Here is an 18,885-nt window from a genome sequence, read left to right on the forward strand (position 1 = left end):
ACGCGCCTCAGCGGCGCTGGATATAGGTGATCGCCAGTGCTAAAGCCAGCACCAGCCCTTTGATGATGTCCATGGCGTAGTAGGGCACAGAGAGCATGACCAGGCCGTTCTGCAGCACGCCCAGGATCACCGCGCCGACCAGCGTGCCGAGCGCATTCGGCTTGCCGGAGCCCGCCAGTGAGAAGCCTATCCACGCCGCTGCGACCGCGTCCATCAGGTAGCCGCTGCCGGCATTGACCTGGGATGAACCGATGCGCGAGGCGAGCAGAATGCCGCCCAGGCCCGCCAGCAGGGAGGCGATGACGTAAGCCAGTACCCGGTAGCGGGTGGTGCGGATGCCGGAGAGGCGCGCCGCTTCCGGATTGCCGCCCAGCGCATACATCCGGCGACCATGTTTGGTCAGGGAGAGCGCCAGCTGCGCCGCGACGGTCACCACCAGCATGATGATGACAATGGTTGGCACCTGACCGAGCAGGCCAAACGCCGCCGGAATGGTGCCTTCCGCCATATCACCGCTCGGCAGCACCATGTTCTCGGTGATCGACCCGCCAAAGCTGTAGGTCATCGCCACCCCCTGAATCACGAAGAGGGTCGCCAGCGTCGCCAGCATGTCGGGGATGCGCAGGATCACAATCAGGAAGGCGTTGAACAGCCCGACCAGCGTGCAGAGCGCCAGGGTGATCAGGATTGCGGTGGTGGTGCCAAAGCCGTACCAGACAAACAGCGAAATCACTAACGCATTGGCGAGCGAGGCGGTCGAGCCGACCGACAGATCAAAGCCGCCGACGGTCAGGGAGATAGAGACGCCAACGGCAATAACTGTCACAATCGCGATCGAACGCAGAATGTTGATGATGTTATTGGGTTCAAGGAAGCTGTCGGAAGCCAGCCCAAAAGCGGCGATCAGGATCACCACCGTGAGCAGCATGCCCCATTTATAGAGAAAGTCGAATAGCTGGTGATGCCACGGGGTGGCGGTCAGTTTCAGGTGGGTCTCTTTGCTGCTCACGCAGGGGTTCCTCCGGTGGAATAGAGCAAAAGCGTCTCTTCGGTGACGTCACCTGCAGCCAGTTCAGCCACAATGCGTCCATCCCAGAGCACGCAAATCCGGTCGCATAAGCCGACCAGTTCAGAAAATTCACCCGACGCGTAGATAATCCCTTTCCCTTCCCGCGCCAGGCTGTCGATGAGGGTAAACAGTTCGGTTTTGGCTTTGATATCGACGCCCTTGGTCGGCTCATCGAAAATCAGCACGTCGGCGTTATTACGCAGCCATTTGCCGATCGCCACTTTCTGCTGATTGCCCCCCGACAGGCGGCGCAGCGTCTGAGCCGGACCGGTGGTGCGCACCTGCAGTTGCCGGATAATCTGCTCGGCCCAGCGCCACGCCTGGCGATGACCAAACAGGCTCCAGCGCGAAAAGCTGTCATCCGCGCTGACGCTGAGGTTCATCGCGACCGACTCATCAATAAAGATCCCCTCTTTGCGCCGCTCCTCCGGCACCAGCGCCATGCGACGGCTGACCGAATCGTGCGGCGAGCGGGGCTGCCAAGGCTGACCGTGCAGTTCACCCCGGCTGACGCGACTTTGTGTGGCGCCGAACAGAGCTTTGCAGAGTTCGGTTTTCCCCGCGCCGGCCAGGCCGGCAATCCCCAGAATCTCCCCTTTGTGCAGGCACAGCGAGATAGCCTGCAGCCGCTGCGCATCGTGAAGTCCCTCCACCGCCATCAGCAGCGGCTGCGCCTGCTGTGGACGACGCGGCGGGAAGATGTCGGTCAGCTGATGACCCAGCATCTTCTCAACAATCTGCTCTCCGCTCAGCGCGGCCATCGGGCCGGTTTCAATCAGGCGGCCGTCGCGCAGCACCGTCAGACGGTCACAGATGGCTTTCAGTTCATGGATGCGGTGAGAGATAAAGACCACGCCGATGCCGCTGGCCTGCAGGCGACGCACCACGGCAAACAGTCGCTCACTTTCATGCTGGTCCAGCGGGGCGGTGGGTTCGTCCAGTATCAGGAAGCGGCAGTGGTGCGACAGCGCCCGCGCTAACAGAATCTGCTGCTTTTCCGCCAGCGTGCAGCGCTCCACCAGCCGGTTAACATCCAGCGCCACATCGAGCTGAGCCAGCAGCGCCCGCGCCTGACGGCGGATCTCTCCCCAGCGATAGCGGTGACCCGGCTCGGCCAGTCGGTCCAGCAGGATGTTTTCCGCCACGCTGAGCTGCGGCACCAGCGCCACATCCACTTCCTGCTGAACCAGATGAATGCCCAGCTGCTTAGCCTCGCGCGGTGTGCGAATGGAGACCGGCTGGCCATCAAGCAGGATCTCGCCGCTGTAGTGGCTGTGCGCGCCGGACAGGATCGCCATCAGCGTGGATTTGCCCGCTCCGTTCGCACCGGTGAGCGCATGAACCGAATGGCCTTCACTGCGGAAATCCACCGACGATAGCGCGGCAAACCCGCCAAAAGCGATGGAGATGTTACGCATCTCAAGGCAATTTAACCCTGGCATGTGATGACTCTCCTGAAGAATGAGTGGCCGCATTTTTTCCTGAACCTTCAGGCGCGGCAACAGCCGAAAGCGCATAAGCTAGCACGAAATCTTATTAGCCATCCAGACATCCGGACATAATGGCGGCTATAACCAGCGAAGCGCGGGAACGTGGCGGAATAGCGGGGGAAAACGAAAAGAAGGCAGCGAATTATGCTGGGGGAAAGTGGCAGCCATAAAAAAACCAGGCCGGAGCCTGGTTCATTTTTCTGACGACCGGATTACTTTTCTGGCACCACATTCAGCAGGGTGGTCAGCAGTTTCCAGTAAAGGCCAACGCTTTCAATATGCACCTGCTCATCAGGCGAGTGCGGCCCGGTGATGGTCGGCCCAATCGACACCATATCCATGTTCGGGTAAGGCTTCTTGAACAGACCACACTCCAGACCGGCGTGGATCACCTGAATGTTCGGCGTCTTGTCGAACAGGGCGATGTAAGTCTGACGGGTCAGCGCCATGATGGCGGAGTCCGCATCCGGCTGCCAGCCAGGGTAGCCGCCTTTCGCTTTGGTCTGCGCACCGGCCAGCTGGCCCAGCGAGGTCAGCATCTGCACCACATAATCGCGGCCGGTGTCGATCAGCGAGCGGATCAGGCAGTTGATCTCGGCGTGATCCTCTTCCATCGTCACCACACCGATATTCAGTGACGTTTCAACCACGCCTTTCGCCACGTCTGAATTGCGGATGACGCCGTTTGGCGTGCTGTTCAGCAGGTTCAGGAAGCGATCGCGGCTGTCAGCGCTCAGGGCGGTACCCTGATGCGCCAGCGGCTCGGTGACCAGGGCGATGTTCGGCTCTTTGATACCGTGCTCGTTCTGGATGGCGCTCAGGAACTGCGCTGCTGCTGATTTCAGCGCATCCGCTTTGTGGCTTTCAACCGCAACGGTCGCAAAGGCTTCACGCGGAATGGCGTTGCGCAGTGTGCCGCCGGTGAAGGTCAGCAGACGCAGATCCAGTTCAGCCGCGTGGGCCGCCAGGAAGCGCGCCAGCAGCTTGTTGGCGTTGCCGAGGCCCATGTGAATATCGGCGCCGGAGTGACCGCCACGCAGCCCTTTCAGCGTCAGCTTCAGGGTCTGGAACTCAGCAGGCACGGCCTCACGGGTCAGCGGCAGGGAGGAGACGAAGTCGATCCCGCCCGCGCAGCCCATGTAGATCTCACCTTCCTCTTCAGAGTCGGTGTTGATCAGGATTTCGGCCTGCAGCCAGTTGGGCTGAAGACCGAATGCGCCATCCATGCCGGTCTCTTCGGTCATGGTTAGCAGCACTTCCAGCGGGCCGTGGGTCAGGCTGTTGTCAGCCAGTACCGCCAGCGCTGAGGCCATTCCGATGCCGTTATCAGCACCCAGCGTCGTGCCGCGCGCTTTGACCCACTCGCCATCAATCCACGGCTGAATCGGGTCTTTGGTAAAGTCATGCACGGTGTCGTTATTCTTCTGCGGCACCATATCGAGGTGCGCCTGCAGCGCGACCGGGGTCCGGTTTTCCATGCCAGCGGTGGCGGGCTTGCGAATCAGGATGTTGCCGACCTGATCGCGCTCACACCAGAAGCCCTGCTCTTTAGCCCAGCCGGTGATGTAGCTCGCCAGCGCTTCTTCATGAAAAGAGGGGTGAGGAATAGAGCAGATCTTAGCGAAAATATCCCACAGCGGCTGTGGAGAGAGTTGAGACAATTCAGACACGACAGGTCTCCTGTGTCAGTGTACCGGCGAGGCCGGACATCGCGAGTTTCCAGTGAAAAATCGCCGTCAGAGAATCTGACGAGCCAGGCCCGAGAATATCACTGTTTTTCACCGGGTGCGCTCCCGGACGCGCTAAAAAGCCGCAACCAGCGCGCGGGTGCTGGTTTTTAGCGCGTCAACTCCTTATAATCTCGCGCAACCTTTTCCCCGTTGCACATTTTTAAGCCACTTCGGTTGGCTGGGATTTCTATTCTATGAGCGAAAAATACGTCGTCACCTGGGACATGCTTCAGATTCATGCCCGTAAACTCGCCCAGCGTCTGCTGCCTGTTGAACAGTGGAAAGGCATCATCGCGGTGAGCCGTGGCGGTCTGGTACCGGCTTCGCTGCTGGCACGTGAACTGGGTATCCGCTATGTCGATACCGTCTGCATCTCCAGCTATGACCACGATCATCAGCGTGAAATGAAAGTGCTGAAGCGCGCAGAAGGCGACGGTGAAGGCTTCATCGTGATCGATGACCTGGTGGACACCGGCGGAACGGCGCAGGCGATTCGTGAGATGTACCCGAAAGCGCGTTTCTGCACCATTTTCGCGAAACCGGCCGGTCGTTCACTGGTTGACGATTACATCGTCGATATCCCGCAGGATACCTGGATCGAGCAGCCGTGGGATATGGGCGTGGTCTACATCCCGCCGATTGTAAAAAGCTGATTACGCCATCCTCACGTCACAACGCCCGGTTTTCCGGGCGTTGTGCTTTCTGAGCCTCGCACCCCGAATTGCCGTACAGTACACTTAGCCATCGCCGTTTCTGTTGCAGGAGAAGTGAGAATGACGAGCAAAAACCTTAGCGAGGAGCTGTTCAAACCCCGCTTCAAACATCCTGAAACCTCTTCCCTGGTGCGTCGTCAGCATCATGCCACCCCGGATGTGCACTCCACGCTGGACGGAGAGAGCCAGCGGGGCTGGTATCGGATGCTGAATAAGCTGATGTGGACCTGGCGCGGCCTGACGCCGCAGGAGATCAGCGAAGTGCTGGCCCGTATCGCCATCAGCAAGGTCGAGCATACCGATGAGACGCTGCTCGATACGGTGATCGGTTTTCGCAGCGGCAACTGGCATTTCGAGTGGTGCAGACAGGCGGGGATCTGGCAGCAGAAGGCGCTGGAATCTGGCGACGACAGTGAGGCAGGCGACTTCTGGCTGCATGCGGCGCACCTTTACAGCGTCGCCGCCTATCCCTACATAAAAGGGGATGAGCTGGCCGATCAGGCACAGACGCTGGCCAATCGCGCCTATGAAGAGGCGACGCAGCGCCTGCCCGGTGAACTGAAGACCCTGACCTTCGCCATCGCGGGCGGCAGCCCGGTCACCGGCTTTCTGCACATGCCGCCGGGCGTCGAAGCCCCTTATCCCACCGTGCTGTTCTGCGGCGCGCTCGACTCGTTACAGAGCGATCACTACCGTCTTTTCCATGATTATCTGGCGCCTCGCGGCATCGCGATGCTGACCATTGATGTGCCATCCGTGGGTAACTCGGTGAAATGGACGCTGAATCAGGACACCAGCTTCCTGCATCAGCAGGTGCTGCGTGACCTGACCAATGTGCCCTGGGTCGATCATACGCGTGTGGCGGCGTTTGGTTACCGCTTTGGTGCCAACGTGGCCGTTCGGCTGGCCTATCTTGAATCGCAGCGGCTGCGGGGCGTTGCCTGTCTGGGGCCGATTGTACACGCGCTGCTGACGCAGACGGCGCTGCAGGATAAGATCCCGGATATGTACATGGACATGCTGGCGAGCCGTCTCGGCATGGCCACTGCCTCTGACAGCGCACTGCGCACCGAACTCAATCGCTATTCGCTGAAAACTCAGGGACTGCTGGGACGTCGCACCCCCACGCCGATGCTTTCGGGCTACTGGCAAAACGACCTCTTCAGCCCGGAGGAGGAGAGCAGGCTGATCGCCCGCTCCTCATCGGACGGGAAAGCCCTGCTGATTCCGGTGAAGCCGGTGATGGCCAGTTTCGACAAAGCGCTGAATGAGATTTGCGACTGGCTGGAGAAGCGTTTAAAAAGGTAACTGGCAAAATTTTCACTGTTTGCTACAACTAGTAGCGGAATTTTTCCGGGCTGCCCGGAAATCAGGGCTGTATAGCGGTCAAAACCAATGGAGAATCAGCATGACGTTACCAAGTGGTCATCCCCGCAGTCGCCTGCTTAAGCGTTTTACCGAGCTTGGACCTTATATTCGCGATGGGAAATGTGGCGAAACCCGTTTCTTCTTCGACTGCCTGGCTGCCTGCGTTAATGTGAAACCCGCACCGGAACTGCGTGAGTTCTGGGGCTGGTGGATGGAACTGGAAGCGCAGGCTGACCACTTTACCTATGTCTACCACATCGGCCTGTTCGATAAAGAGGGTGACTGGTCGGTGGCAACCATCAAGGGCAAAGAGAACACGGCGCGCGTGGAGGAGACCTTACGTAACTTCCATACCCGTCTGAAGGCGATGCTGAAGGAGTTAGATCTGGACCTTATTCCGGCCAGCGACTTCGATGAGAAACCGGTGAAGCTGAGCGCCTGAGTCAGCGGAAAAGGGCGGCCTGACCTCGTCGTCAGCGTGCTGAGAAGCCTGAAGCAGAGTGAAACTGGCCGCGATAACGAAACCTGATGCGCAGGGAACCGGGTCAGAAAAGGAAAGCGTCCCGCGCCAGGGACGGCGCGGGCCGAGCGGCCAGGGATTGGCTTAAGCGACTTTCTGTTCTGACCCGGTTCCCTGAGCGGGCTCGATCTCACCGCAGCCTGAGTCAGATTGATTAACAACAGAAGGGCGAGTGAAAACTCGCCCTTTTTTATGCTGTGACCGGCGTGCAACCGCCACATCAGAACTGGTAAGTCATCCCCACCGCGACGATGTCATCGTTGTTGAGCGACAGCGCGTTGTCATCATCCAGCTGGTTGATTTTGTAATCCACGAAGGCCGACATATTTTTGTTGAAGTAATAGGTCGCACCGACGTCGATATATTTCACCAGATCCACATCGCCGATACCGTTTTCGATATCTTTGCCTTTGGTCTGCACATAGCCAATAGACGGACGCAGGCCGAAATCGAACTGATACTGCGCCACCAGTTCGATGTTCTGCGCTTTGTTGGCTGCGCCCGCAACGGAGGCACCCGTGTTGCGGTTGGTGCCGCTGATGGGCGTCATGTTGCGGGTGTCGGTGTAGATCGCCGCCAGGTAGACGCTGTTGGCATCATACTTCACGCCTGCGCCCCAGGAGTCGGCACGGTCACCGCCGCCATAGGCGCGCGCCTGCTGCTGGTTGGTACGGTCAGAGGAGGTGATGGCACTCATCAGGCTCACGCCGCTATCACCCAGCGCATAGCCCAGTGAGGCGCCGTAACCGTCGCCGTTCTGACGGTTAATATCGGTGCGGCTGTTGGCGCTGGTGGCGTCGTTTTTGCCCTGATACTGCAGCGCAAATTTCAGTCCATCCACCAGACCAAAGAAGTTGTTATTACGGTAAGTGGCGACGCCGGTGGCGCGCTGAGTCATGAAGTTATCTGAACGGGCCGTGCCGTCACCGCCAAATTCCGGGAACACGTCGGTCCAGGCCTCAACGTCATACAGCACACCGTAGTTGCGGCCATAGTCCACCGAACCGTACTGCGAAAATTTCAGACCGGCAAAACCGAGGCGGGTTTTGTTGCCATTGTTGGCGTCGCTGCCTTCGGAGTTATTGACGTTGTACTGATATTCCCACTGACCATAACCGGTCATCAGGTCGTTAATCTGTGTCTGACCTTTAAAGCCGATACGGGTATAGGACTTGTCACCATCTGCGCTGGCGTTATCGCTGAAGTAATGTTCCGCTTTCACTTTGCCGTATAAGTCCAGCTTGTTGCCATCTTTGTTATAGATTTCGGCAGCCTGCGCGGCAGAAGCCAGCATCAGCGTAGAGAGGAGCATGGCCAGTGTGCTTTTCTTCATTTGCTATCAATCCCAATGTGAGCGCCGTGTGAACGCCGTAAAAAAATGAAAGTTTTTGTAAAGCACCGACTTTTTACCCGTCCGAGATGAACTTTTTATGACGTTTTTCCTGATTTCTTGTTAACGGTGAACTTTTGGTCTACGCCCCTGTCCGCGTAATTTCGTGCTTTTCCCCCGCTGGCTGTTGGCTTCCTTATCGACTCCTGTTAAAACGTCCTTTCGTAAAAATTTTTCACTACGGCAGGAAATATGAGTGGCAGTCAGACCTTAGTGGTCAAGTTGGGTACCAGCGTTCTTACCGGCGGATCGCGCCGGTTAAATCGGGCGCACATGGTGGAACTGGTTCGGCAATGTGCGCAGCAGCACGCCGCAGGCCACCGCATTGTGATCGTCACCTCTGGCGCAATGGCCGCCGGACGCGAACATCTGGGCTACCCCGAACTGCCGCCGACCATCGCCTCAAAGCAGCTGCTGGCTGCGGTGGGGCAGAGCCGTCTGATTCAGCTGTGGGAACAGCTTTTCTCTATCTACGGTATCCATATCGGCCAGATGCTTCTGACCCGCGCCGACATGGAAGATCGCGAACGCTTCCTCAATGCCCGCGACACGCTGCGTGCGCTGCTGCACAACCATATTGTGCCGGTCATCAACGAGAACGACGCCGTCGCCACCGCGGAAATCAAAGTGGGCGACAACGACAATCTCTCGGCGCTGGCGGCGATGCTTGGCGGGGCCGACAAGCTGCTGCTGCTGACCGATCAGCAGGGACTGTTCACCGCCGATCCGCGCAATAATCCCGACGCTGAGCTGATCAGTGATGTCCATGTGATTGATGACGCGTTACGTTCCTTAGCGGGCGGCAGCGTCTCCGGGCTGGGCACCGGCGGAATGTCAACCAAGCTTCAGGCCGCGGATGTGGCCTGTCGCGCCGGCATCGACGTCATCATCGCGTCAGGCAGCCGCACCGGCGTGATCAGCGATGTGATTGAGGGGAAACCGGTGGGCACGCGCTTCCATGCGCAGCAATCGCCGCTGGAAAACCGCAAGCGCTGGATTTTCGGGGCACCCCCGGCCGGTGAGCTGACCGTCGATGATGGTGCGCTGGCGGCCATTATCGAACGCGGCAGCTCGCTGCTGCCGAAAGGGATCCGCGCCATTCAGGGAAATTTCTCGCGCGGTGAAGTGATCCGCATTCGCAGCCTGCAGGGCAGGGACATCGCCCATGGGGTTTCACGCTACAACAGCGACGCAATGCGGATGATCGCCGGGCATCACAGCCAGCAGATCAGCGACATTCTGGGTTATGAATATGGCCCGGTGGCGGTTCACCGCGACGACATGATCGTCAGTTAAGGAGCGGACAATGCTTGAAGAGATGGGAAAAGCGGCGCGTGCCGCAGCGTATACCGTGGCCGATCTGTCGACGGCGGAAAAGAACCAGGTGCTGATGACCATTGCCGACTATCTGGAGGCGGAAAGCGCTGAGATTCTGGCGGCTAACGCGCTGGACTTAGCCGATGCGCGTCAGAATGGCATGAGCGCCGCGCTGATGGATCGGCTGACGCTCAATCCGGAGCGGCTGAGCAGCATGGCCAGCGATGTGCGCAAAGTCTGCCAGCTCGCCGATCCGGTCGGCCAGCTCATTGATGGCGGGCAGCTCGACAGCGGGTTGCGCATCGAACGTCGTCGTGTGCCGCTGGGTGTGGTGGCCGTGATTTATGAGGCGCGGCCAAACGTCACCGTGGATGTTGCCAGCCTCTGCCTGAAAACCGGTAACGCCGCGATTCTGCGCGGCGGAAAAGAGACCTGGCGCACCAATGCGGCCACCGTGCGGGTGATCCAGAAGGCGCTGCAACAGCACGGACTACCGGCGGCAATTGTCCAGGCCATTGAGAACCCCGATCGTGAACTGGTGAATCAGCTGCTGAAGCTGGATCGCTACGTCGATATGCTGATCCCGCGCGGCGGAGCTGGCCTGCACAAGCTGTGCCGGGAAAACTCCACCATTCCGGTGATCACCGGCGGCATCGGCGTCTGCCATATCTACATTGATGAGACAATGGCGATCGAACCGGCGCTTGATCTGATCGTCAACGCCAAGAAACAGCGTCCCAGCGCCTGTAACTCGCTGGAGACCCTGCTGGTGGATCAGGCTATGGCCGATCGTTTCCTGCCTGCTTTCAGCGCGCGTATGGCGCAGGAGGCGATCGCGCTGCATGCTGACAGCAACGTGCTGACGCAGCTGCAGCAGGGGCCGGCATCGGTCTCGCTGGTCAATCCGCAGCAGTATGACGACGAGTGGCTGTCGCTGGATCTCAACGTCCGGTTAGTGGCGAATATGGATGAGGCGATTGATCACATTCGCACGCACGGCACGCAGCACTCGGATGCCATTCTGACCCGCGACACCCGCAAAGCAATGCGCTTTGTACGCCAGGTTGACTCGTCAGCCGTCTATGTCAACGCCAGCACCCGCTTCACCGATGGCGGGCAGTTCGGTCTGGGGGCTGAAGTGGCGGTGAGTACGCAGAAACTGCATGCGCGCGGTCCGATGGGATTAGAGGCGCTGACCACCTATAAATGGATAGCCTGGGGCGACGATACGCTCCGCTCATAATTGCGATAATTTTTTAACAAAACGGGAGTCTTTCACAGGCTCCCGTTTTTTTTAGCGTCTCTTTTTCGGGCCAGTGAAAGATAGGATTTTCTGCGCTTCAGTTTCAATTCCGTTCCGGTCACCTTATCGCAGGCCAGATTGCTGGCTGAATTTCACGCAATTTCTTACGGAACATTCCTGAAACACAAGGCGCTATGCGGCCTGAGGCAATATTTTTTGTCCCGTCGCAGGCTGAAGCGGATAATGATAATCAGGAACGCTTGATAAAGCGGTTAGGTAGTAAACGAGCGGTAATATAAAATGAACTGGTAGCAATAACGAAAATAACATCCAGTATCTCTTCTATGGCTGATTATTAACTAATGGTTAAAAAAGAAAGTACAAAACAAGCTTTCACCGCCAGGCTGATAGCGGCCTGTGAGAGTGCCGGCATTGCCGGACATGGACGGAACAAACAGGTTGCCAGCGCCCTGCAGAAGCAGGGCTGTAAAATTTCAACGCCGGGAGTGTGGAAGTGGTTTAACGCGCAGTCAGTGCCTGATGATGGCAACTTACTGGCGCTCAGCGAGCTGCTGGGCGTCCGGGTGGAGTGGCTGCAATATGGGATGGATCAACCCGCAGAGCCGGTGACGCTGAACACGTTTGCCGCCCGGAAAAATGTGTTCCGGGTGGACAGTCTGGACATTGGTCAGCGCAGTGCGGCGGGCCTGCCCGCGCGGGACGAGTTTGTCGAAACCATCCAGGCGATCGAATATGGTCCGGATGAGGCGCGGGTGCTGTTCAACGGTCGCCCGGCGGAAAACATCCGGTTAATCGCGATTAACAGCGACTCGATGGCGGACACCTTTGCGCCGCGCGATCAGCTGTTTGTCGATATCAGCGTGCGGATGTTTGATGGCGACGGCATCTACATCTTTACCCTTGACGAGCAGCTCTACCTCAAGCGTCTGCAACTTCAGCATAAGAAAATTGCTGTGATTTCAGACAATAAACGTTATGAGACCTGGTATCTCAATCATGATGACGTCACCAGCCTGAAGGTCCTGGCAAAAGTGATCATGAGCCAGGCGCGACAGTATCAAATCCTCGGCTGAGCCCGCCTTTATGGCGTTTCTCAGGCGGGCCGCAAAAAAATAATCGGCATAAATTCATAAATTTAACCAGCGGTAAATAAAAAATTAACCAACAGTGTTTGATAATGCATAAGAACCTGTTAATAATTTGGATATGGATGAACAACGCCGTTCTTTCAGGGATGAGCCGCTCTTAAACAATTGAGGCGCTGCACAAGCGCGAATCATACCACCCAAAAGTCAGTGAACTTTGGGATGGGGTGGATGCGCAAAATGCAGCGTCGTCAGATGCCGTTTATTTCCCCTTCGCTTACTTTCCACCTGGCTGCTCACGCAGCCGGGGGGCGAGCGTGCGATCGTGAATCGCGACATTCGGGCCCGTTCGGTTCGCCGAAAGCTCGCGCCTGCCACCCCATCGCCAAAGACTCATTCACAGGAGGAGTTATGGCGATAATTCACTATGGCAAAAGCGTTTTTGTGGGCAACGCACGTACTCGTCGCCATCGGCGGCGCCAACCTCTCAGCAGCCTGAAACAGAGTATCGACCAGGCCCTGAACTCTCCAGCTGAAACACCTGCCCTGCGGCGCGCAGAACAAATCTGCCAGCGTCAGGTTATCCCGCGCGTGGATCGCGCGATTACTGCACCCCGCATCATCAGCAAAGAGACTCCCGCTTTCGACAACTGCTGTCTGCCTCACGTCCATCTCTACGCCGTGAGCTGAAGCGCAAAAAAACACACCTTTTCGTTCCGGATAACGCTTTGCGTTCTCCAGCTTTCGCTGGGCGTAATCTGCTGAATTACTGTTCAGTTTTGCTGCAGGGTGAGCAAGGCATTCTGCTGCGCCGGACAGGGTAATGATCAGTGGGCGTTATGTATTTCTGTTCACAGGGCTGAATGGGTTTAACCCGCCATTGAGGAGTCGTTATGAGTCAGATAATCGCAGTACTGAACTTTGAAGAAGGGTATGTCGACGCGCCTTACCTCGACACGCTGGGGTTCCCCACGGTGGCCGGTGGCATCCGCATCGGACCCAAGGGCGCCTCGCTGAACAACTATGCGTTCCGGGTGCCACGGCGCGTCGGGGATGTCTGGAAGCAGTGCATTCTCGAAAACAAAATTCAGGAGATGCAGAGCCGGGAACTGCTGCGTAACGCGCTGGCAAAGTGCAATGACGCCCGCACCGATGTGTTGCTGAGCATGGCGTATCAGCTGGGCGTCGACGGGGTCATGCAGTTTAAAAACATGCTCAGCGCCATTGTGGCTGAGAAGTTTGATGAGGCGGCGGACGCGATGATGAACAGCCTGTGGGCCCGTCAGACACCGGGCCGGGCCAGACGTCACGCCGAGATGATGCGCAGCGGAACCTATGCGGTTTACAGGGGGTTGCTATGAGATGGCTCATGTTTCTGGTCGCCGTGCTGACGGCGATCATCATCCTGCTGCTGTTGCAGCGTTTCACCACCCTCCAGTTTGTCTCGCACGCCCGCCTGCTCTTCAGAACCTGGTCAGTCTGGCTGGCGTCGCTGGGATCGATGCTCAGCGCCTGGGCGCAATCCTTTCCTTCTGCCGCCGTTGATGCCTGGAGCGTGCTGCCGGAGGACGTCAAAACGATTCTGCCGCACAACTATCTGGGGCTGGTCGGCGCCTTCATGGTGGCGATGGGCGTCATCGCCCAGTTTGTTCGTCAGAAAAACCTGCTGAACGAGAAGCAGAAGGCCGGAGGAACGCAGCCATGACGCTGATTACAACATTACTGGGCGGCGGCTGGCACTGGCTTGCCGCGCTGGCCGCCGTTATTGCGGCCCTGGGGGCCACTTATTTTGGCGGCAGGAAAGTGGGCAAAGTGCAGCAAAAAGCACGGAACGACGTTGATAACGCGCAACAGGAGGCGGCCCGCGTGACTGCGGTGGCGCAACAGCAACAACATAACCGCGAGGAGGCTAACCGTGTGGCGACTGATAACCACAGCCTTGATGACGCTGCTGCTCGCGACAAGCTGCAGCAGTCGAAATACCACAAACCCTGAGCCGGTGGCGATCACCGACTCTGCCTGCGTTCTTTTTTCCCCTCTTTATACCTACGGCGATGACGCGCAAAAAATGGACGTTCGTACGGTGCGCGCCATCAACACCCACAACGACATGTGGGACACCCTTTGCGGCCATCCGGCTGCGGCGAAGTAGTGCGCTGATGGTCAGCGCGATATCCCAGTAATCCTGAGGAGGATTCTATGATCGAAGTTAACTCTTTTGCTGAACTGCGTACCACAGTCCCACCAAAATCAGGTGAAGTGGCGAGCCTGAAACGCTATTACGACAAAGATTCCAGCTTCCGTGGCGGCGCTGATTTTGTCGGCTTCCTCAGCACCACCCCGCTGAAGGATGATGGGGGTACGGTGGCGGTGGGGAACGGTTTCTACTGGAAGCGCACCATCAACGATCCGACTGAAGTGAATATCCTGCACTTCGGCGCGAAAGGGGATGGTGTCACCGATGATACCGACGCCTTTATGCGGATGCTGGCATGGACTCAGAGCTATAACACCTACGTGAAATCGTTGCCGGTGCGTTTTCCGGGTGGCCGCTTCCTGATTTCACCCATCGATCTCAGCGCGACGGAGACGGCGTTTTTTGGTATCCAGGGTGATGACAGCGATCTCGGATCGTCGCCGCGTACCACCATCATTTCCGACAAAAGCGCCAATACGGTGTTTAAGGTTAATGCGCGCCGGATCGTCATCAAAGGCATCTGCTGGCATGGACAGGCTAATGCCGGAACCGTCGACACCACTGCCAAAGTCACCGTCACGCCAGAGCAGTGCAGCAACGTTCAGCCGTTCTTTGAAAACACGATTGTGGGCGGCCAGATCGTCAATATCTACTGCTTCAAGGCGCAAAGCACCGGCGGGACCGTCTTTAAGCTGCAGGATACGCTCGACAGTAAGTTTGATCAGGTCTACAGCTCAAGCACCTTCTCACGCGTGTTTGATGTTGGCTGGTCAAATACACCGAAGGGGAACTGGGACCACTCAACTGCGATTGAGTTGTGCAACGCCAACTTCCAGTCAGGCTATGGCGACGCCACGCTCTATATGCCGCGCGTGACACAGGGGATCATGCGCAACGTCTGGATTGAGCACACCACCAACCCGGGGGATCTGTCGGACGGCGGCTGGACCATCGATACGCTCAACATTGAAGATTGCGGCACGCCGCTCAATCTCAACAATGCCCGCGTCCTGATGCGTCATATCAACCTGCAGGCCGGGGCGAAAATCACCAATGACGTGGCCGGCAATAAGTGGCTGTCGACCTTTGAATATGGCTATCGTCGGGATGAAAACTACGGCTCCTTCCTGACCGGTTCGCTGCGTGCTGGCTATTACAGCGGCTATAAAGTGGTGAACAACACCGACACCGATAACTGGTACCGGCTGGGTCAGCTCTATTTCCCGGCGCCTAACCAGCAGTGGGTGATGGAGTTAATCGGGAAAGCGGATGCCACCACACCCTCCGGCACCGCCGGTTCGCCGGTTAACGTCGTCGGTACGGGTAAGACGCTGATCAACCTGCAGCGTCTGGAGACGGTCTGGGCCGATGCGTACCACATGGGGCAGCCGTCGGTGCTGGACATCCGCTATGGCCGGGTAGGGACCACCTATGCCGTTATCTGGGTCAAGCTGAAAGCCAACAGCGGCGAGACGATGTTCAACCTGAAGACCACCGGGCCGACCCGTTTCGACACCGGCTCCTGCTCGCTGTTCCAGTCCGACATGTCCGTGGTGACAGACGTCACCAAAGTCGGCTCCCTGAAACCCGCGGCACGCTTCGGCATGCACAACGGACTGGCGGGCATCGGGGCCAACGAAAAAGGCGTGGTTACACTCGCTACCGCAGCGGGAACACCCGCCAACAAGACCGCGCCAACGGGGTTTGTGCTGATCAATATCAACGGCGTTGACCGCAAGGTCCCTTACTACGATTGATGATCGGCATGTTTTGGGCGAGGCTCCGGCCTCGCCCTTTTTTGATCGGCCGTCAGAAACCGTAACGGCACCCCGGCGATACTGACAGCGCGCAGTAAAACCGATAAGGTCATGGTCAGCGCAGATAAAACCCAGATATGAGGAGAAAAAGAGGATGAAAAGAGGTGTTATCGCGGCGGTGCTGGCTGCCGTTCCGCTGTTCGCGAGTGCCGCGGCCCCAACCTATCTGTATGATTTTATCCAGAACAAACAGACCGGCCAGGCGTATCACAAGCTGATCGCCGGGCACGCTTTTCCGGCATGGGTTGAGCAGGGCGGCACCAGTAGCCCGGCCACCGAGGTCACCATTAAGGGGGTGAAGTATCAGGCGCTGTCGGGATGTAAGCCACACAACTGCCCGGCGCAGACGATTGCCATCCTCTACTCGCCGGAGAAGGGCGATATTCATGGCGTCTACTCCGATTATGATGAGAAAAGCCGGCGTCAGACGCTGACCTGGCTGAACCTCGATCCCATTGATGAGGGTGGGATGCGCAACAGCCTGCTGAGCGAGCTGAATGGCGATCTGACACCCTGAGTCACGCTGGCAGACAGAGCAGAAGAGTGGCATGCGGGACGCATCGCTGAGACGTTTCCCCGCATGCCGGCCCGCTGAAACGGGCGGCCGCACAATTTGAGATTAATTTCAATTGCGGCTTGCGCCACCTGGTTAAGTGTGGCTTAATGAATCGTCGGTTTGATTAACAGACACTATCAAAGTAAGTAACCAAAGCAGTTCTCATCTCTAAGTTTGTCGCGAGACATCCCTTCTTTTTGAGTCTTCTCTTACGTTCTGATTAAAATCTGTTCTCAGGCCATTATGCCGGAAGGCTCGATATATTAAGGATTTAAGCATGTCTAACAAAATTCGCGGTACCGTTAAATGGTTTAACGCAGAGAAAGGCTTCGGTTTCATCTCTCCTCAGGACGGCAGCAAAGATGTATTCGTACACTTCTCTGCAATCCAGGGCACCGATTTCCGTTCATTAGACGAAGGTCAGCAAGTTGAATTCACAGTAGAAAATGGCGCCAAAGGCCCAGCTGCTGCGAACGTTGTTGGTCTCTAAGGACTGAAAATTACTTTTAAATGTCCACACTGTCATGGCTCACAGTTTCGTACATCACATTTTGATGTCACAAGAGCCAACCCGCATGGAGCGAAATGCATTTTCTGCAAATCTGTTGTTGTTCAGGTGAACACGGCAAGGATTGCGATTCAGAGCCAGCCTCGCGCACTCTGACAGGCTAGTGAGCCATATAGCGTTGTTGCATTTACTGTAATAAAAGGCTGCCTCTGGCAGCCTTTTTTGTTTCTGCTGTTGCCCGACCCGGAAACAGGCCCGCCGCAGCAGGCCGCTTCGGACGTTAACGCAGTACCGGCTGCAGGGAGAGTTTACCGGTGTTAAACACGCTCATGGCCTGTGCCATCCGCTCTGCCTGATCCTGCAGCGCCTGTGACGCGGCTGAGGCTTCCTGTACCAGCGCGGCGTTCTGCTGGGTCACTGCTTCCATCTGGGTAATCGCCTGGTTGATTTCACTGATGCCGCTGCTCTGTTCGCTGCTGGCGATAGTGATTTCGCTCATGATGTTCGCCACGCTCTGCACGCTGTTCACCACCTCCCCGATGGTAGAGCCCGCATGCGTAACCAGCTTGCTGCCCTCATCGACTTTCGCGACAGAGTCCTCAATCAGCACTTTGATCTCTTTTGCCGCTGACGCTGAACGCTGCGCCAGATTGCGCACTTCCGTCGCAACCACCGCAAAACCGCGACCCTGCTCGCCCGCACGTGCCGCTTCAACCGCCGCGTTCAGAGAGAGAATGTTAGTCTGAAAAGCGATGGAGTCGATAACGCTGATGATATCGACAATTTTCCGTGAGGAGAGGGCGATCGCTTCCATTTTCTCGATCACCTGCTCCATCACTACGCCGCCTTCACGCGCCACGCTGGAGGTTGCCGACACCAGATGATTGGCTTCACGCGCATTATCGGCGTTGTGCTTCACCGTCGAAGTCATCTGCTCCATGGCCGACGCGGTCTCCTCCAGCGAGCTGGCCTGCTGTTCGGTACGGGTAGAGAGATCGAGGTTGCCGCTGGAGATCTGATTCGAGGCCACCGCGATCGTGTCGGAGCCGGTGCGCACTTCGGTCACAATAGAGAGCAGGTTGTCGTTCATCCGCTGCAGCGCCTGCATCAGAATGCCGGTCTCATCACGCGAGGTGACCTGCATCTGCGAACTCAGATCGCCTGCGGCAACACGTTCAGCCACGTCAACCGCCGCCACCAGCGGACGCACGATAGAGCGTGTCAGGAAGTAGCCCAGCACAATCGAAGCCAGAATCGCCAGGGCGGAGAAAATCAGCGTGACCGTAATAGCCGACTGGCCATTATCCATAATGCCCTGACCCTCACTGCGCAGCTGCGAGTCCTGGGAGTTGGCAAAATTGATGGCGTCCTGCAGGAATTTATTCTGTGTGGCGGTCATGGATTGCAGCACATAGGTGCTGGCAGCATCAAAATTACCCGCCTGTACCAGCGCCATCAGCTCGGCTTTCACCTTTTCGAAGGCCAGCGATGAAGCGAGAAGACCGGCGATCTTTTTCTTACCCACCGGCGTGACCTGAATGGCCTCGATCTTCTTCATGGCGTTGTTAGTGCGTTGTGTCGCCTCTTCCAGCTGACCAAAGCGTTTCGCATTCTTTTCCGGGTGCAGCGTGTCGATCACCATGCCGCGCAGATATTTAATCTGATCGTTAACGCCGTCGCGCACATCAAAGGCCAGCCGGACCTTTACATAACGATCGTCAACGATCGAGGCGATCGCCGTATTAATACTGTTAATCCTCGTTATCGAGGTCACGCCGATGACGATCAGCAGCGTGACAATAATACCAAAGGCTGCAGCGAGCCGTATTCCCACCTTCATATTACTGATAATGAACATAAT

Annotated in this window: 19 protein-coding genes; 14 read left to right on the plus strand and 5 right to left on the minus strand. The window is 57.3% G+C overall.

The annotated features are described in order from the left end of the window. Window positions 1–7: 7 nt before the first annotated feature. The 3 genes from HFD97_RS00200 to pepD all read right to left on the minus strand — a co-directional run bounded on the left by HFD97_RS00200 (window position 8) and on the right by pepD (window position 4,229). Window positions 8–1,009: an ABC transporter permease gene (locus HFD97_RS00200; RefSeq protein ID WP_009091899.1), complete on the minus strand. Its 1,002-nt coding sequence runs from the start codon at window positions 1,007–1,009 to the stop codon at window positions 8–10. Then, the gene (locus HFD97_RS00205) at window positions 1,006–2,511 is read right to left on the minus strand and encodes a sugar ABC transporter ATP-binding protein (RefSeq protein WP_167431196.1); all 1,506 of its coding nucleotides are present in this window, start codon (window positions 2,509–2,511) and stop codon (window positions 1,006–1,008) included. The genes HFD97_RS00200 and HFD97_RS00205 overlap by 4 nt, the downstream gene beginning before the upstream one ends. A 260-nt stretch (window positions 2,512–2,771) precedes the next feature. Next, window positions 2,772–4,229, minus strand: coding sequence for a beta-Ala-His dipeptidase (pepD, locus tag HFD97_RS00210; RefSeq protein WP_167431195.1), 1,458 nt, complete (start codon window positions 4,227–4,229; stop codon window positions 2,772–2,774). 254 nt (window positions 4,230–4,483) lie between these two features. Between pepD and gpt the strand changes: the two genes are divergently transcribed. The 3 genes from gpt (at window position 4,484) to crl (ending at window position 6,812) form a co-directional block, all read left to right on the plus strand. Beyond that, a complete protein-coding gene (gene gpt, locus HFD97_RS00215; RefSeq protein ID WP_009091894.1) occupies window positions 4,484–4,942 on the plus strand; it encodes a xanthine phosphoribosyltransferase in 459 nt (152 codons plus the stop codon). 120 nt (window positions 4,943–5,062) lie between these two features. Then, on the plus strand, window positions 5,063–6,310 hold the full coding sequence (frsA, locus tag HFD97_RS00220) for an esterase FrsA (protein WP_009091892.1): 1,248 nt from the start codon (window positions 5,063–5,065) through the stop codon (window positions 6,308–6,310). 100 nt (window positions 6,311–6,410) lie between these two features. Next, the gene (gene crl, locus HFD97_RS00225; protein WP_009091890.1) at window positions 6,411–6,812 is read left to right on the plus strand and encodes a sigma factor-binding protein Crl; all 402 of its coding nucleotides are present in this window, start codon (window positions 6,411–6,413) and stop codon (window positions 6,810–6,812) included. Window positions 6,813–7,110: 298 nt separating this feature from the next. On the opposite strand, the gene ompC is transcribed toward crl, so the two are convergent. Next, a complete protein-coding gene (gene ompC, locus HFD97_RS00230) occupies window positions 7,111–8,223 on the minus strand; it encodes a porin OmpC (RefSeq protein ID WP_009091888.1) in 1,113 nt (370 codons plus the stop codon). A gap of 249 nt (window positions 8,224–8,472) precedes the next feature. On the opposite strand from ompC, the gene proB reads away from it, so the two are divergent. From proB to HFD97_RS22215, 11 genes are all read left to right on the plus strand, one after another. Continuing rightward, complete coding sequence (gene proB / locus HFD97_RS00235; RefSeq protein ID WP_167431194.1) at window positions 8,473–9,576, plus strand: glutamate 5-kinase; 1,104 nt, start codon at window positions 8,473–8,475, stop codon at window positions 9,574–9,576. Window positions 9,577–9,586: 10 nt separating this feature from the next. Next, a complete protein-coding gene (proA, locus tag HFD97_RS00240; protein ID WP_058956391.1) occupies window positions 9,587–10,840 on the plus strand; it encodes a glutamate-5-semialdehyde dehydrogenase in 1,254 nt (417 codons plus the stop codon). Between the two features lie 362 nt (window positions 10,841–11,202). After that, complete coding sequence (locus tag HFD97_RS00245) at window positions 11,203–11,934, plus strand: S24 family peptidase (RefSeq protein ID WP_009091882.1); 732 nt, start codon at window positions 11,203–11,205, stop codon at window positions 11,932–11,934. Window positions 11,935–12,357: 423 nt separating this feature from the next. After that, window positions 12,358–12,636 (plus strand): hypothetical protein, encoded by a 279-nt coding sequence (locus HFD97_RS00250; RefSeq protein WP_058956390.1) that lies wholly within the window; start codon window positions 12,358–12,360, stop codon window positions 12,634–12,636. A 203-nt stretch (window positions 12,637–12,839) separates the two neighbouring features. Further along, complete coding sequence (locus tag HFD97_RS00255) at window positions 12,840–13,307, plus strand: glycoside hydrolase family protein (RefSeq protein WP_009091877.1); 468 nt, start codon at window positions 12,840–12,842, stop codon at window positions 13,305–13,307. After that, the gene (locus HFD97_RS00260; RefSeq protein WP_046101313.1) at window positions 13,304–13,651 is read left to right on the plus strand and encodes a hypothetical protein; all 348 of its coding nucleotides are present in this window, start codon (window positions 13,304–13,306) and stop codon (window positions 13,649–13,651) included. Before HFD97_RS00255 ends, HFD97_RS00260 begins: the two co-directional genes overlap by 4 nt. Then, a complete protein-coding gene (locus tag HFD97_RS00265; RefSeq protein ID WP_009091873.1) occupies window positions 13,648–13,941 on the plus strand; it encodes a hypothetical protein in 294 nt (97 codons plus the stop codon). The genes HFD97_RS00260 and HFD97_RS00265 overlap by 4 nt, the downstream gene beginning before the upstream one ends. 204 nt (window positions 13,942–14,145) lie before the next feature. Further along, window positions 14,146–15,900, plus strand: a complete 1,755-nt coding sequence (locus HFD97_RS00270) for a glycosyl hydrolase family 28-related protein (RefSeq protein WP_046101314.1) — start codon at window positions 14,146–14,148, stop codon at window positions 15,898–15,900. 154 nt (window positions 15,901–16,054) lie between these two features. Next, window positions 16,055–16,477 (plus strand): Ivy family c-type lysozyme inhibitor, encoded by a 423-nt coding sequence (locus tag HFD97_RS00275; protein ID WP_167431193.1) that lies wholly within the window; start codon window positions 16,055–16,057, stop codon window positions 16,475–16,477. Window positions 16,478–16,793: 316 nt separating this feature from the next. Then, window positions 16,794–17,006 (plus strand): RNA chaperone/antiterminator CspA, encoded by a 213-nt coding sequence (cspA, locus tag HFD97_RS00280; protein WP_009091867.1) that lies wholly within the window; start codon window positions 16,794–16,796, stop codon window positions 17,004–17,006. 3 nt (window positions 17,007–17,009) lie between these two features. Next, window positions 17,010–17,180 (plus strand): cold-shock protein, encoded by a 171-nt coding sequence (locus HFD97_RS22215; protein ID WP_140028666.1) that lies wholly within the window; start codon window positions 17,010–17,012, stop codon window positions 17,178–17,180. 124 nt (window positions 17,181–17,304) lie between these two features. On the opposite strand, the gene HFD97_RS00290 is transcribed toward HFD97_RS22215, so the two are convergent. Then, complete coding sequence (locus HFD97_RS00290; protein WP_111208034.1) at window positions 17,305–18,882, minus strand: methyl-accepting chemotaxis protein; 1,578 nt, start codon at window positions 18,880–18,882, stop codon at window positions 17,305–17,307. Between the last annotated feature and the right edge of the window lie 3 nt (window positions 18,883–18,885).

This window comes from Pantoea sp. EKM103V, from assembly GCF_011800365.1.
Taxonomy (GTDB): Bacteria; Pseudomonadota; Gammaproteobacteria; order Enterobacterales; family Enterobacteriaceae; genus Pantoea; species Pantoea anthophila.